This is a genomic window from Vibrio syngnathi (assembly GCF_002119525.1).
Lineage (GTDB): Bacteria > Pseudomonadota > Gammaproteobacteria > Enterobacterales > Vibrionaceae > Vibrio > Vibrio syngnathi.
This window is the reverse complement of sequence record NZ_CP017917.1, coordinates 859829-875421: the sequence shown is the minus strand read 5'-3', so window position 1 is coordinate 875421 and position 15593 is coordinate 859829. Positions and strand designations below refer to the sequence as shown.

The window sequence follows — 15593 nt, the reverse complement described above, 5'->3', positions numbered from 1 at the left end:
GCTCACCTGTCACAAAATCTGCTGTTTATTAATACGCTGCAAAACGAGATTTTTGATCTATCTCGAGTATTTTTTTGCAGTGCAGTTTCATAAAATTCACGATTCTGTCATGATTCTCGACCTAGTATGAAGGGACAAAGAGAGAAGAAAATATGACTAAAAAGAATAAGCCGACAAAAATAGTGTTGGCGCACATCAACGACACCCACTCATACTTTGAACCAACCTCATTACAGCTATCACTTAAAATGAACAACCACATCATAGAACCTTATGTGAGTGCTGGTGGCTTTGCTCGAATTTCTACACGTTTCAAACAAATAGAACAAGATGCCCAGCGTCAGAAGGTTGGAACCCTGTTACTGCATGCTGGTGACTGCTTTCAAGGCACTTTGTACTTCTCCTTATTCAAAGGAAAAGCCAACGCAGATCTGTTGAATGCTCTTAATATAGATGCCATGACGCTTGGCAATCACGAGCTAGATATGGGTAATGAGCCCGTTGCGATTTTCGCGAAAAGAATCAAATTCCCGCTGTTGGCCGGTAACTGGAATCTATCGAATGAGGATATCAATAAAACTCATACGTTAGCGGACAACGAAATTGTTAAGCCTTATCTAACTGAAACACGAAGTGCTTCGTTTATAACGAAAGAGTTTGATGGTGAGAAGGTCGCAATATTTGGCTTAAGTATCGACAAAATGGCTGGCATCGCTAACCCTGATCTCGATACTCCGTTTGAAAATGCATTAGAAACCGCAAGAACTACGATAGAACAGATTCATCAGGCTGGCATCAACAAGATTGTGTTGCTTAGCCACCTTGGTTACGAAGCTGATTTAGAGCTAGCGGCCAACGTTTCAGGTATTGGCGTCATTGTTGGAGGGCATAGCCACCGTTTGCAAGGCGACTTCTCTGATATCGGCTTAGTTAAAGACGATGATTACGGCGTGAAAGTCGGTGACACCTATGTAGTACAAGCGGGTTTCCACGCCATGAGCCTAGGGCACTGCGAAATCGAGTTCGATTCTCAAGGCAAAGTGACGCACTTTAACGGCAAAAATGAGCTGCTGTTAGGACGTCGACTGTTTATAGATGCAAAGCTAAGTGAAGTCGGGCAAGACGACGCCCATGATATGGCGTGTGAGTTTTTGAACAATCACCCCAATATTGCAGTGTGTAAAAAAGATCCTGAGCTGCAGAGCATTCTGACGGATAAATACCAGCCGAGAGTTCGCAAGCTTCAGCAACAAGTTATTGCTCATGCAGATACAAAACTGCGCCACATACGCATCCCAGACGAAAAAGGCTCAAGCCAACTAGCGCCGTTGGTTGCTCAATCATTTCACTATCTTATGAACAAGAAGGGGCATCCGGTTGAGTTTGCCATTCACAACGCCGGCGGTGTTAGAAACTCACTGAATAGCGGCGATGTCTCTGTTGCCGATATTGCCGGAAAACTACTTCCGTTTGCCGTACCCATTGGTGTGTACGAAGTCAAAGGTGAAACGATCGCGGGTATGCTTGAAGGGGCAATCAATAACGCATTGGATAATGGCGTTGTAGGGACAGGCTCAGGCAGCTTTCCTTATACGCATAACCTAAGGTTTTGTTACCACAAGGAAGCGCCTCTTGGGCATAGAATCCATCATTTAGAAATTCATTCTGAAGCATTGGGATGGCAGGCTGTTTCTCGTGACCGAGTCTATCGGGGCACGTCGTCTGCCTACACTATGAAAGGAAAAGAGGGCTATAACGCCGTTTTGGATATGATAGGTGATGGTGTGGTGACGACCGACTCAATGGCAGATTGTTTCATCGAGTTTCTACAAGACCACCCAGAGTCGCTTCAACACAATGAGTTATTAAATTGCATGGAGTGCTTTAGATAATCACCAGTAATACTTGTGCCTGATATTATTAATGCGGTTTATTTATAAATTTGGCATTGTTTATGCTTTATTCCTGCAGGTCGCCTTCTTGTGGAGATAAACATGGATAAGAAAGATTGGTTAGATGCGGTAGCGGTTGTTGGCTGGGTATCGGTTTGGTCTGCGTTAGTGTATTTGATACCGACTGCAGGATTGTAATTTACGCAAGATAGTAATTTGCGCAAGATTGTAATTTACGCAGAATTATAACTTGATCACGCAGTGCCATAGCGAGTTTGGCTAGTGAATTTATTCTTAGAATCAATTCGAGTGTCTATTTGACAGAGTGGCATCAATAAGAAAGGAGCACTTGCTCCTTTTTTGCATTTATAGTGCAAATTTTTCTAGACGAAACAAAGATAGAGGAATATTATCCACGCGTTTGGGGAGTAGTTAGCGCAAGTTTACATATCGTCATCTCGTTAGGCCAAGAGTCTATCCGGTATGTAAAGGTGAAATCCCATATTTCACTTCAACGAGACCAACGCAATCACAATCAAGATCCGTCGTGGAACTTGATAGTTTTGTTTGCGGAAGGTCTTAGTACAGTTCTTCCGCCCGGAGGAATAATGAACTCAACTCAATCTCTATTATCTACACATAGTGAATCCTTTTTTTCATCGCCAATCATGACGACTTATGCGGGCTTTTTTCTGCTGACTGTGATTCTCGTCTCTATCGATATTTATCAGACTCGTGGTGGTAGTGTAACCATCAAGAAAGCGGCAATTTGGAGCGTTTTCTGGTTTGTGCTCGCGTTTTTGTTTGCTGGTTCCATTTACCTATTTTGGGACATCTATGCGCCTAATAGTGAATACACAGCCCAAAAAGCAACCGTGTCATTTATTACCGGTTACTTGCTAGAAAAATCATTGAGCGTAGACAACTTGTTTGTTTTCGCGATGATCTTTGCTCAATACCAAGTTCCTGAGCATCTAAGACCTCGTGCGCTTCTTTGGGGCGTAATTGGTGCATTGGTGCTTCGTGCAATTATGATCGCATTAGGTGCTCAGCTCTTGGCTGAATACCACTGGGTGCTTTATGTATTTGCTGCGTTCCTAATTGGTACAGGTATTAAACTGGCGCTAGATAAGGGCGAAGAGGAGAGTGTGAATACGCTACCTGAGAAGTTACTTCGTAAAGTGATGCCTGTGACAGAAGATTTCCAAGGTCCTGCATTAATGGTTAAACAGGGTGCAAAATGGGCATTCACTCCAATGATGTTGGTGATCGGCGCGATTGCAGTCATGGACGTGATGTTTGCATTGGATTCTATCCCTGCCATTTTCGCTGTTACGCGAGAGCCATTCTTAGTACTGGCTGCGAACGTATTTGCATTGCTTGGCCTTCGTTCATTGTACTTTGTTCTTCAGGGCATGATGGATAAGTTCATTTACTTGAAACCTGCATTGGCATTCATCATGGTCTTCATCGGTGTAAAAATGCTACTGGTTGACAGTGAGTGGGCTATCCCAACTTATTGGTCACTCGCTGTACTAATTTCTACCATGACGATTGCGGTTATAGCGTCGATTTATGCGAAGAAGCCAGCTATTGAACAAGTAAATTAAAAACAAATATAACTTATCGAAAAATCCATAATGAACACGTGGCTGATGAAGTGGAAAATTTATTTATGTAAATTTTATGTGACATCAGCCACCGTTGTTTGAGGGTTAATTGTACTAAATGCATGATATTAACGTCATTGTGAATTTATACCCACCATTTGTGAATATCTATTTCCATGCGTTGTTAATGGCTTGTTTTATTAGAAAAACTAATCTGAATATCCAAATTTAGTCATTTTTTAACGTGCAAAAAATCACCTAATATTCTTGTCATCAGAACGAACCACTTAAACAAATTTATAGAGAGGCAATCATGGCTCAAGCAATGCAAATGAATACTATCGCTGTTCCTAACTCTATGGATAAGAAGACCTACTCGGTTAACTTCAAAGGATTGATTGCACACATTTTCGATATTCTTTTTGTAGACAACTCTCCACGTAGTTACTACTCAAGCGACCTATCTGGTCACATGCAACGCGATATCGGTATCAACCGTTAATCTAAGCGTAAACGCATAGAATAGAAGAAAGACAGAATTTAAAAACGCCAGCTTCTCAGCTGGCGTTTTTGTATCTGAAAGAAGTTGTATCTGAAATAAAACGTTAAGTATCGCGGTCTTTAGATAAGTAGCTTCTATGAGGATCACGGTATGTCACACGCCAAACACAATACATCATTGTTCAAACTCTGCTTATTTGCCTTACCGATCGGCTTCTATTCCTCAGTGTCGCTTGCACAAACCTGGAGTAACGAAGGGCAGCCTGCTCAGGTTATTGAGCTGTTTACCTCTGAAGGTTGTTCTAGTTGTCCGCCTGCTGACACGTACCTTAGTACTTTTGCAGATCATCCAAAACTTTGGACCGAGGTCATACCGCTTGCTTATCACGTAGACTACTGGGACTACTTAGGCTGGGGAGACAAGTTCGCCAGCAAGGCATTCAGTCAGAAGCAGCGTTTATACAAAGCTTATGGGGTAACAAGTGGCGTTTATACACCGGGCTTCGTTGTCGATGGAAAAGAGTGGCGTGGTTACTTTAATTGGCTAGACAGAACGTTGCCTTCGCTTCAACAACAAACTAATCCCAAATTAACAGTGAACCATAAAGGCGATACGTTCAGTGTGAGTTACGAAGGCAAAGGGGATTATGTCGCGCATATTGCCTTGTTGGCGATGAACGAAGTCACCAGCGTTAAAGCGGGCGAGAACAGAGGTAAGAAACTTAAGCACGATTTTGTCGTGGTTTACGACGGCTATCAACGTGGTGAGTCTGATTGGCAATTCAATATCGATTTCTCTCCTTTAATCGCCACGCCAGATGCTGTAGCCGTGTGGTTAACAGAGCTCAACTCGTACACGCCAGAGCAAACGGTAGCGGGGTGGCTTGACTAAATTTGCGATAACTTGATATCTGGATGTGTTTTAGAGGGGCTTAATCGCTGAAACACGGGAGAAAGGGGCGATTTAGTTACGTAATACTGCTGAAATACGTTAATATAGCGTGCTATTATTTTAGCTTTGAGTTCCTGCAATTAATGACTAACACCACAACACCAACCAACTTCTCCGATCTTGGCTTAATCTCTCCTTTGATGGCTCGTCTTACCGAGCTTGAATACCAACAGCCAACGCCTATCCAAGCGCAAGTTATTCCAAGTGTGTTAGCAGGACGCGACCTAATTGCAGGTGCAAATACGGGTTCAGGTAAAACTGCAGCATTTGCGCTGCCGCTGTTACAACAAATTCATGAAGATGCACCTCTGGACCGTCGTTCAGGCAAAGGTAACTTTGTTTCTGGCCTTATCTTGGTTCCTACTCGTGAACTTGCTAAGCAAGTGGCTGACAGCGTTAAATCTTACGCTGTGCATTTCAATGGCGCGATTAAAACGGTTTGTGTGTTTGGTGGTGTATCGGTAAACACTCAGATGCAGGCGCTACGTGGCGGCACTGATATCTTGGTGGCAACACCGGGTCGTTTGCTGGATCTAATCTCAAGCAAAGCTATCAAGCTAGATAAAGTAAAAACGTTAGTGCTTGATGAAGCTGACCGAATGTTAAGCCTTGGTTTTACAGAAGAACTAGACGCGATCTTGAAACTTCTGCCAAGCAAAAAACAAACCTTGTTGTTCTCTGCGACTTTCCCCGAGCAAGTTAAAACGCTGACTCACGAACTACTGAATGATCCAATTGAGGTTCAACTTCAAAGTGCTAATGCGAGCACATTGGTTCAGCGTGTATTCGAAGTAGAAAAAGGTCGTAAGACAGCATTGTTAGCGCACCTGATTCAACAGCACGAATGGCGCCAAGCTCTTATCTTCGTAAACGCGAAAAACAGCTGTGAGCACCTTGCAGACAAGCTTTACAAGCGCGGTATCATCGCAGAAGTATTCCACGGCGATAAAGGGCAGGGTTCACGTACTCGTATTCTTGAAGATTTCAAATCTGGCGAGATTGACGTTCTTATCGCGACAGACATCGCGGCACGTGGTCTGGATATCGAAAAGCTACCAGTAGTAATCAACTTTGACCTACCACGTAGCCCATCAGACTACATGCACCGTATTGGCCGAAGTGGTCGTGCGGGTGAGGTTGGTCTAGCGCTATCTTTGATCGACCACGAAGATTACCATCACTTCACAATCATTGAGAAGAAGAACAAAATCCGTCTTGAGCGTGAGCAAATTGAAGGTTTTGAAGTGGATGAAGAAGCTACGGCTGAACTTGTTGCTGCATTAAAACCCGTTGCGCCACCGGCTGGCACAGGTAAAAAGAAAAAGAAAAAAGCACAAACTAATCAAGATGTGTGGTTGAGAAACAACTGATATTGATTCAGTAAACGATCGATATTCTAAAGGCGCTCTTAATTGCGCCTTTTTTTGTGTCTGTAATACGAGAAAGTTAAGTCGTGGGTAAGCGATTGTTCTTGTTTTAATAACCAGACACGTTCGTTGAAGGGTAGCGTCCTCCATATGAGATTCAGTGATTTTACGCTTTGCTCATAACCTATTCGGGTTTTAAGCAATTGGGCAACCGCGTGAAGACCTCGATTAAACAAGTAGTGCTGGCAGCTTCATTTCTCCTGTTTACCCAGCACTCTTCGATAGCTGCTGAATTTGAAGTTAAAGGGCTTAATAAAACTCTCACCGAGAATGTAGAACTGTATTTAAAACCTTTAGCTGACGTTCCCACTTCAAAGCTATCGAAAACTAAGCTCACTCAACGAGTTCAAGACGCACTCAACCCTTATGGTTACTACCATTCCCAGTTAAATATTCTTGCTAGCGACCCCGAAAGTTTAGTACTTGAGATCGATTCAGGCCCAGTCATGCTCATTAAAGAGTCTGTTATCAAAATAATAGGTGAAGCGAGTGAAGATTCAGACTTCATCAATGTCCTAGAGAAAAATAAGTTGGCTTCAGGTTGCTCGTTATCACATCCGGAGTACGACAGAGTAAAGCAAGAGATCTTATCTCTAGCAAAAAGGAAAGGGTATTTTGACGGTCAGTTTATTGAGTCGGAAATGGAGGTTATTCCTAGTGAAAACATGGCCAATATACATCTGAAATTTTCTAGCGGTGCACGTTATAAATTTGGGCCATTAAGTATCCCTGATGACGGCGTTGACCCTCTGCGTATAGGAAAAATCCCTACGTTCAACCAAGGTGACTATTTCGACACCATAAAGCTAGGCCAACTCCAATCTGACTTATCAGAAACCCAATGGTTTCGCAGCGTCGTTGTCCACGGTGATTTCAAAGAACTAGAGAGTAACTTAGAAGTACCTATAAAGATTGTTGCACAGCCAAGTTTGCGAAACATCGTGCAGGTGGGTGGCGGCTATTCAACGGATCTAGGGTTAAGGGCTTCTCTAAATTGGTCAAAACCTTGGTATAACCGAAGAGGACATAGTTTTGAGACGAAAACGTATTTGTCTGAGCAAGAGCAGTCTCTCAAGCTAGGGTATAAAATCCCAACGCAAGAAGTCACGACTGACTATTACGGTATTCAGTTCGAGTCAAAACGTATTGATCATCGAGATACAAAAAGCTTCGCGAATGATCTTAAGTTTGAGCGTTATTGGCAATTAGACAGTGATTGGCAAAGTACAATTTACGTCAAATACCTGCATGAACAATATAGTCAGGCGTCAGAGGAAGACCAATCCCAACTGTTGCTACCCGGAATCAGTTTTTCTCAAATTGATCGTAAGAACGATCAACTCGAGATTAATCATCGCCATATCTATTCTTTGGAATATTCTGATCGGAGTTTGCTGTCTGATTCAAGATTGTTGAGATTAGAGGGAAGCAGCGTTGTTTCTTGGGATATTAGTGAAAGGCAGAAGCTCCATTTCCGTTCAAACGTTGGTATTAACATTGCGAAATCGTTATCTGATGTACCGTCATCGCTTCGTTATTTTGCTGGTGGAGACGGTAACTTGCGAGGCTATGGTTATGAATCCATTTCTCCTAAAGACGAAAATGGAGAACTAACCGGTGCGCGTTACATGTTAACTGCAGGGATCGAGTATCAACATCAAGTGTATCGCTCAATATGGATGGGGGCGTTTCTGGATGTTGGTGATGCGTTTGATGACAAAGCAGATTGGAAGCGTGGTACAGGGTTGAGTTTGATTTGGAATTCACATTTTATGCCAGTAAAACTCGATTTTGCTTATGGTCTAGATGCGCCCGAAGGCGATGAGTTTCGTATTCACTTTTCATTAGGTACTCAGTTCTAATCCCCACTACCTTGGAAACGCCACCATTTTCATGTAGCAAATATAAAAAAACCGCGAATTACGCGGTTTTTTTGTACTTCTGAGACTGCGGCTGGCGTGTTGACGCTAACTAGGGTCTATTGAACAAAATACAACCACGAAAGTTCAATAGACCTTAATGCCTTTCACTATTCGTGGCTTGTATACGTTAGAGCTCAAACTCCCCATTCATTTTTCTGAATAACCAGTCTGGTAGTTTGTTCCATGAACTGTAATTAGGGTTCTTAGTGTATTCTTGTTCTCCTGAAACCCACTTTGTTTCGCCTGATTGGTCGCGCGACACAGCCCAAAACAAATCGTTTTTCTGACGTGTTAAATAGTGTGTTACTTGTTCCGCAAACTCTTCACTATCAATCAGCACGCCAAGCTCAATATTCAAAAAATCGGACCTAGGATCGAAGTTCGATGAACCGATATACGTAACACGGTTATCTAGAATCACGGTTTTATTATGATAGTAAGTATCAACATGAAAATAGTGGTCATCATTGATCGCTTTGCTTTTGTACTCAAAGATACTTACGCCTTTATCGAGTAAGGTCTGGCGATGTTGTTCGTAATACGCAGGAACAAACCCCGAATCATTAGAAGCCGATGAATTGGTCATTAAAGTCACTTTGGCTTGTTGCTCAGTTAATGCATCAACAAACACAAACTGGTTGTTACTCGGCACCACATAAGGGGTAGAAATCACTGCTTTTGAAGGTGTCGGTATTTTTTGCTTGATCAAGTGCTCTATACGTTGGCGAAAGTAGGGCTTGTTGTCATTGAGTTTCTCCAGTGAATCAAATACTGGCGTGACAGAGGCTGAAATGAAACTCAGATGGTTTAAGTTCTTTATCTGTCTCTCGACTTCAGACGTGATCAACGCTTTATTTTTCTCGCCTTTATTCAACACTTTGGTGAACGCTTTATATTGCTCCGTTCCTTTGATTTTAATGCGTTCCTGAATCGGCACCACATGTTCGCTGTTCCACAATGCTTTGTAATTTTGGTTGAACGCAGCAATCACATCGCCTTTGAATAGCACATCCATATCAAAGAAGTTGGCTTTTTCACTGTAGCCAAAGTAGTCATCACCGATGTTGCGCCCCCCGAGGATCATCCATTGGTGGTCAACATTAAAGTACTTCTCATGCAGTCGGTTATCTAACTGTTTTTGGTGAGTCGAGAAGTTAAACGCGCGCCCTATCCAGCCAGCTTTACGTGACTCAAAAGGGTTGAACAGTCGAATCTCAATATTGGGGTGTGAGTCTAGCTCGGCCAACCATTTGTCATTGAATACCAACAAGTCATCCAGTGTGAGGCGCACGGCCACATCGCGGTCAGCGGCGTGTTTCAGCTCGTTTAACAGCATCAGACCCAGAGTGTCGTTTTCCCAAGAGAAGTAAGTCATATCAATCGAGTGTTTTGCTTGGCGAACCAGATCAATGCGGCGCGCAAAGGCTTCAGGCGCACTCGGGATCAAATAGACTTCGGCTTGATGTTCTGTGCTTTGCCAGTTAGCTTCGAAGCCGGGCTCGACATCAGGGTAAGGTTGGGCGCAGCCGGCTAATAAAGCAATGCAAAATATCGCACATATGGCGCGCATCTTATTCTTAAGCATAGGGGGACTCATGACATTTTAGCGAATAAAAAGGCCAGCAAGCCGGCCTTAATTTAGGAATGAATACAAATTTAGATGGAATCCAGATTACTCAGGCATGTAATTTAGTAGGAGACCTAGATTTTCAAGACCAGTTAGGCGACCTTGACGTAGGTTGGCATCTTTACCTGGGTTTTTTGTTTTATCCCAGTTAGGAGCGGAAAGCGCCATACCATCAGTATCAATCACTAACACCTGGTCTTCGTTTGCATTATATTGATTCGCATCTGAGAATAATGTTTCGTCAAACCACGAACGAGATATCTCATTCATCAGCTTTTTGTCGGTTGAACTTGGGTGAACTTCTGTGCCATCCATTTTCATTGCTTTATTAAATACAAATGGTAGCTCTGAGCCATTGCAAGCACCCGTAATACAACTGATAGACTTAAGTAAATCACCAATATCTGTTTCGCCATTCGTACCTGTGTTATGTGTCCACACGTTGAAGCTTGGGCTATGGTCAAAATAGTACATGGTCGCATGTTCACTTTCAGCAGCTTTCATACGAGCTGGACCAGCAAACAGCGTATCGTTCATGATGGTACGATATTGGCCCATGTTGTTGATTGCCGACAGTATTTCATGTTCATCATTTGGGTAAAAATCGGTTAATTGGAGCAAATCACTACCTGTTTGGTTTTTTAATCCAAAGAATAACGGAGTCATCGCTTCGTATGCAGACTTTGGTAGCGCATCGATAAGGTCTTGCAGTTCAAGTTGAGCGCTGAATTCATCACTGTTAGCTAGAGAGTGCATACGTTGTTTTACAAGTTGCTTATTGCCATCAATCGCTAACCACTCGGCCATGCGTTGTGCAGTATATTCTGCATCACCAGTATCATCGCCCATTAAATCGATGATTAAAGGCACTAGTGAGGTTAAGTTGGGTAGTATGCTCATGTTATCTGAGTCTTGTGCATTGACACCGATAACCGTCGGTACAACAAAATTAGAGCGACTTGGCTGTGCTTGACCCATACCGTCCTTACAAGAGCTCGAATTCAGCAGTCCACCTTTAAGCTCCGAGCACTCCAAGTAAGGTGCGTAAGGCATTAAGGTTGCCATTGGCGTATTGTCTGACTTTGGTGTGACTGTTGGTATTTCCACACCAATTGAAGACAATAACCAGCTTTCTAATCGTTGTAATGGATCAAGTGCTGTCTTTTGTTCTTCAAGCACTTGCTCAATAGAGTTGCCGCGTAACGTGTCAGTATCACTCGCTTGGTCTTTTGCTACGTTGTAGCTTTTGTACTCAAATCCATAAGGTATGCTTTGCATAATGGCGCGCTGGAAATAGCTATCTTCTAGTTTTTTTTCTGTCACTTTTTGTTGCAATAAAGCAATCGACATTGCACCAGAACCTTGGCCCATTAGGGTTACGTTGCCAGTATTCCCACCGAAATTTTGGATGTTTTCTTGTACCCATTTCAATAACGTTTCTTGGTCACCTAAACCGAAGTTACCATTAACGTCGACGCCTTTTACCCAGTTAGACCCCAGCAGCCCCAAACGATAGTTAAACGTCACAGCAATAAACGGATTACCTTCATCGGCACCTTGTGCGACAACGGTGTCACCGTGAATCATTGGGTTAGCGCCAGAGCCGTATTCGAAGTCACCACCATGAATGAACACGTATACAGGTAGTTGGTCTTGTGCAGTGGTACCTTCAGGTCGCCAGATATTCAGATTCAAGCAATCTTCACTTTGCTCCAGTTCAAGGCCAGAACCAAAGCTTGTCGATTTATTTTGTGGGCATGCATCACCAAACGACGTTGCTTCAACAATGCCTTCTGAATTGATGAGCTTATTCAAGCCGACAGTATTACTGTGTTCAAAACGTTCAGCTTCCGCAAAGCGAATACCCTTAAAAGCTTCAATAGAAACCAGTTTGTCGTCTTCGGTATTTGAAGTAACAACCAGTTCTTTTTTGGTCGCGTTAATCATAACATCGCCGATTGGAGCAAGAAGCAGTTCAGCGGGTGCTGGAACTAACGGTTCAGGTTTGTCTGGAAATGGAACGGTAGGCACACTATCACTGCCACAAGCCGCTAGTAGCATTGAGATGGTCACAGCAAGAATTGATCGTTTGTTGAGTTTCATTATTATGTCCACAGTTTTTGTTGTTACCAAACCAGCAATTCCGTGCGCTATCGTCGACCGTTGTCGTGCTTGGATATATGTAATTTTGTTATGGGATGTATATTAAAGACATTATTACGATTGATGGAATCGCATAAGTAGGACGCTACCCTACAAGAGTGGCCTCGACCACTCTTTGCATTATTTGGAGTTAGAAGCGATAGCCAAGGTTCAACGTCACAGCCGAGCGAGTTTCGCCTTTGTTGTACAAAACGGTTAAGTTGTAATTTTTACCGATTTGCTTGTTGAAACCCGTTAGGAGAGCCCATTCGTTTAGCTCGACACCAACGTCATAATCAAATTCAATATCACCGGTTTTTACAGTACCTTGCATGCGTGAATCTAAACCTTGGTATTCCGCACCTACGAAAAATTGAGCGCGATAATCGACTAATTGATAACCCAGCATTGGTTGAACTGTAACAATGCCTTCTCCCCAATCGTCTAATCCTTTTAGGCGTGTTTGCGAGTAAGTGCCGGTAACTGAGGCAAAAAATTCTTTGTAACCAACAGATAACGTTGTACCCAGACCTCGGAGATCATATTCAAGGTGAAGTGGAACGTTTAAGCGACCGCTGTTACACAGTGCAGATACACCTTCACAAAGTTTGTCGCCCAATCCTGGTAGTTTGTCGTTAAGTTTATCTTTGAGAAATTGCCCAGCTTCCCCTGTATAAGACGCGTCGACATTTGCATCGACATTAACCTTTCCTATGTATCCGAAAACATTCCAAAACGGTAGGATATTTACGTCACCTCGGATAGATAAACTCTCTGCATTGACGATGCCCACACTGTCGTCGGGATCGAACAAATCGTTTAAACGAACACCCCCGATAGTGAAATCGTTGAAGGGAACATTCATGTCTTGGTTTCGGTAAGCAACAGAAACACCGAATGGAAGCGGCATATCGATGCCTTTGCGGCGCACCATGTCACCCATTAATGGAAAGATGCGGTCCAGTTTTACGCTCGCTTCTTGCATTCTTGGGTCTGAGACTTCCTGAAGTCTTGCTTCATTTAGAACTTGTACGCCGTTGTCATCTGCGTATAGCGCCACTGGTTCTACCAAACTAGTCATCTTCATCGGTTTATTCTTCGTTGTGCCGACGACTTCTGTTGTTTTGCGTGCAATAACGAGCTTGCCAGACTCGAATGTGTTGAACTCAATCTCTTGGTTGTAGCTTTCTACCTTGTAGATATGGTGTGTAAAAGGCTTGTCATTGGTGATCAACATTCGCTTTGGTTCACCGTCGACTAATTCGATATCGACATTCAAGAATCGGAAATACGCGATATCTTGAGGTAAGCCATACTTCGAATAATCAAAGCTAATGATGACTTTGTTGTCGTCGATTTCTTGCACACTCACTGAAGAAGAATCAAAGCTCTCGGCATAGTCACGTAAGCGATATTCAGTACGAGTGAAAGCTTCTATTTCATCCAGTAGATCATCGTTATCGTCCAGTTCTTCTGGGTTATATTTTATACGTAGGTCTATGTTGCCCTTGCTGTCGGTGTTTTTAACTAGGTAGACGCTTGAGTCACGAATTTCATCACCGACTTGAAGAGTACGGCGCGCATGTTCGACCAAGTGCTCACCTTGAACCAATGAGCTGATTGCTAGTTTTGGTAAGTCATAGCTGATGCCATACTTTTCAAAAATAGCACGTCCTTGCTCCATGACGTTGGTATAAGTTTTTGTTTCTTCCGCCGCGTGAACAAAATTGGGTGTTGTAAGTAATAGGGCACTCGCTAATACAGAAAGAGTATGGTTCTTACAGGTATTTATGCTTATTTCAAAAAAACTCATGACGGTTTCCAATCTGATTAGCCTCAAACCTTCGAGACTCAAACAGTCTATGTTGTACTGAACTTCGTGTTCAGTTTGTTATTAATGCATCCATAAGGATTGCTGTTGTGAATGTCGCAATTAATAATGCATTGAATCAATCTATGGGAAGAGTCTAAATTGAGGATGGAAATGTCGTTAATCGCGTTTGATGGACGATATCCTCACTTGATTGGTTTGGTGGTGTTTTTTGTCAAATTTTTGATTTTATGAGTCTTGATGTCAGCATGATGCGGAAATAAAAACAGCCTGAAAAACAATATGTTTAGCAGGCCGTTACATTTCTATGAGGTCACTTGGATTTAATTGTAAGCCGTCGCTTTTACTCTAAACAGATCAGTAAAGAATTTCGCTACCATTAGAATCATTAATATATTAACTAGCATAAGTAGCGGTGTTTCAATCTGGTAAATAGGCGTTAGATTCAGCGCACCAGACGTAAGTACGACCAGCAAGTTGACACCCAGTATGCGATGCACCATAAGTTTAGGTGCATCGAATACTTTCCATATCACCATAATATTGATGAAGTAGAATAGGGCGAGTTGCCATAACTCAGTCATCAAAGGCATCACGAAAATGTACTGCAGTAGGATCACGGTTCCCGTACCGAGTACACCGAAAAACGCATCTTTGATGATACTCGGCGGCATCGTTGGCAGCATCGAAGAAAATACACCGGCAATCATAGGGAAAATAAAACCACCCGGCACTGGAAGATATATCCATATTAATAACGACGTTACGAACATCGACATTCCTTGTAGGACCTTGCGCCCGTCTTCATTCAAATGTTCAACAAACGTGCGATGAGCATGATGCCAAGACACTTCTTTATGATCGCCCACTACATGGAGTTCACCCTCAACAAGAGATTGATCTGGTGTTAATACATCGAACGTCTTCAAGTTATGAGTAAGAACTGTCCATTGGACGCCCAAGTCAGATTCGCTGTTACTTTGTTTGAGTAATGTATCTTGGATATGCGCCATTTCATCGATACGCAAACGCCATGTTTGGATATTCTCTTTAAGGTGGTAACTTCCGGTCAGTGGGAGATCTAAAAGTTGATGCAGCTTGTCAATATTTGCGGTATTGCTTTCAAGTGCGGCAATGTCGATGTCGTCTGTTTTTTCCATCGCATCTAATAAGGCTTGTTTACTTGTTTCGAAACGTTGTACAAAGTTGAGTTCAGTATTCACAGGCCACACGATGCGATACACAATAGAGAAGACGACAACACCTAATAGTGTTTCTTGAAGTCGAAGCACAGCAAAATGAAAGGTCATTTGGCTATCAAACCCGCCCATACAAGAAATAATCGAACAGACGGCGAAAGCAATAGAAAACACATAACCATACTTCTCGTCACTAGACATGAAAATGCAGGTGCCTAAGAACAAGGTAAAAAATGTCAGAAACAAAAATCTGTCTTGTGAAAACATCGCAATGAGGAAAAAGGCATAGCCGGTCCCTAACAAGGTTCCCATTAACCGATTATGACCTTTGTTTATTGAATGGGCGAAGCTTTCGTTCAACGCCATCACTGCAACCGCAATCGCTGCCCAATACGGTTTCTCCCATTGAAACCAAAGAGCAAGGCAAATTGCGATAACAATAGAAAGTGCGGCTTTGATCGCTTCTTTAGTTGATGCATTGAACATAGAA

General features: G+C 42.8%; 10 protein-coding genes. 6 read left to right on the top strand and 4 right to left on the bottom strand.

Annotated elements, in window-relative coordinates:
• Positions 1–152: 152 nt before the first annotated feature.
• From K08M4_RS18810 to K08M4_RS18785, 6 genes are all read left to right on the top strand, one after another.
• Positions 153–1892 (top strand): bifunctional metallophosphatase/5'-nucleotidase, encoded by a 1740-nt coding sequence (locus tag K08M4_RS18810; protein ID WP_086050986.1) that lies wholly within the window; start codon positions 153–155, stop codon positions 1890–1892.
• Between the two features lie 608 nt (positions 1893–2500).
• On the top strand, positions 2501–3502 hold the full coding sequence (locus K08M4_RS18805; protein WP_157665759.1) for a TerC/Alx family metal homeostasis membrane protein: 1002 nt from the start codon (positions 2501–2503) through the stop codon (positions 3500–3502).
• Positions 3503–3815: 313 nt separating this feature from the next.
• The gene (locus K08M4_RS18800; RefSeq protein ID WP_009845310.1) at positions 3816–4004 is read left to right on the top strand and encodes a hypothetical protein; all 189 of its coding nucleotides are present in this window, start codon (positions 3816–3818) and stop codon (positions 4002–4004) included.
• A 150-nt stretch (positions 4005–4154) separates the two neighbouring features.
• Positions 4155–4895 (top strand): DUF1223 domain-containing protein, encoded by a 741-nt coding sequence (locus tag K08M4_RS18795; RefSeq protein WP_086050985.1) that lies wholly within the window; start codon positions 4155–4157, stop codon positions 4893–4895.
• A 143-nt stretch (positions 4896–5038) separates the two neighbouring features.
• Positions 5039–6325 (top strand): DEAD/DEAH box helicase, encoded by a 1287-nt coding sequence (locus K08M4_RS18790; RefSeq protein WP_086050984.1) that lies wholly within the window; start codon positions 5039–5041, stop codon positions 6323–6325.
• A 200-nt stretch (positions 6326–6525) separates the two neighbouring features.
• Positions 6526–8244 carry an autotransporter assembly complex protein TamA gene (locus K08M4_RS18785; RefSeq protein WP_086051514.1) on the top strand — a complete coding sequence of 573 codons (1719 nt, stop codon included), beginning with the start codon at positions 6526–6528 and terminating at the stop codon, positions 8242–8244.
• A gap of 187 nt (positions 8245–8431) precedes the next feature.
• Here the strand turns inward: K08M4_RS18785 and K08M4_RS18780 are convergent, their stop codons facing one another.
• The 4 genes from K08M4_RS18780 to K08M4_RS18765 all read right to left on the bottom strand — a co-directional run bounded on the left by K08M4_RS18780 (position 8432) and on the right by K08M4_RS18765 (position 15589).
• On the bottom strand, positions 8432–9889 hold the full coding sequence (locus K08M4_RS18780) for a phospholipase D family protein (RefSeq protein ID WP_086050983.1): 1458 nt from the start codon (positions 9887–9889) through the stop codon (positions 8432–8434).
• A gap of 87 nt (positions 9890–9976) precedes the next feature.
• Complete coding sequence (locus K08M4_RS18775; RefSeq protein ID WP_086050982.1) at positions 9977–12034, bottom strand: carboxylesterase family protein; 2058 nt, start codon at positions 12032–12034, stop codon at positions 9977–9979.
• Positions 12035–12224: 190 nt separating this feature from the next.
• Positions 12225–13886, bottom strand: coding sequence for a hypothetical protein (locus K08M4_RS18770; RefSeq protein WP_086050981.1), 1662 nt, complete (start codon positions 13884–13886; stop codon positions 12225–12227).
• A 341-nt stretch (positions 13887–14227) separates the two neighbouring features.
• Positions 14228–15589, bottom strand: coding sequence for an FUSC family protein (locus tag K08M4_RS18765; protein ID WP_086050980.1), 1362 nt, complete (start codon positions 15587–15589; stop codon positions 14228–14230).
• Positions 15590–15593 lie beyond the last annotated feature (4 nt).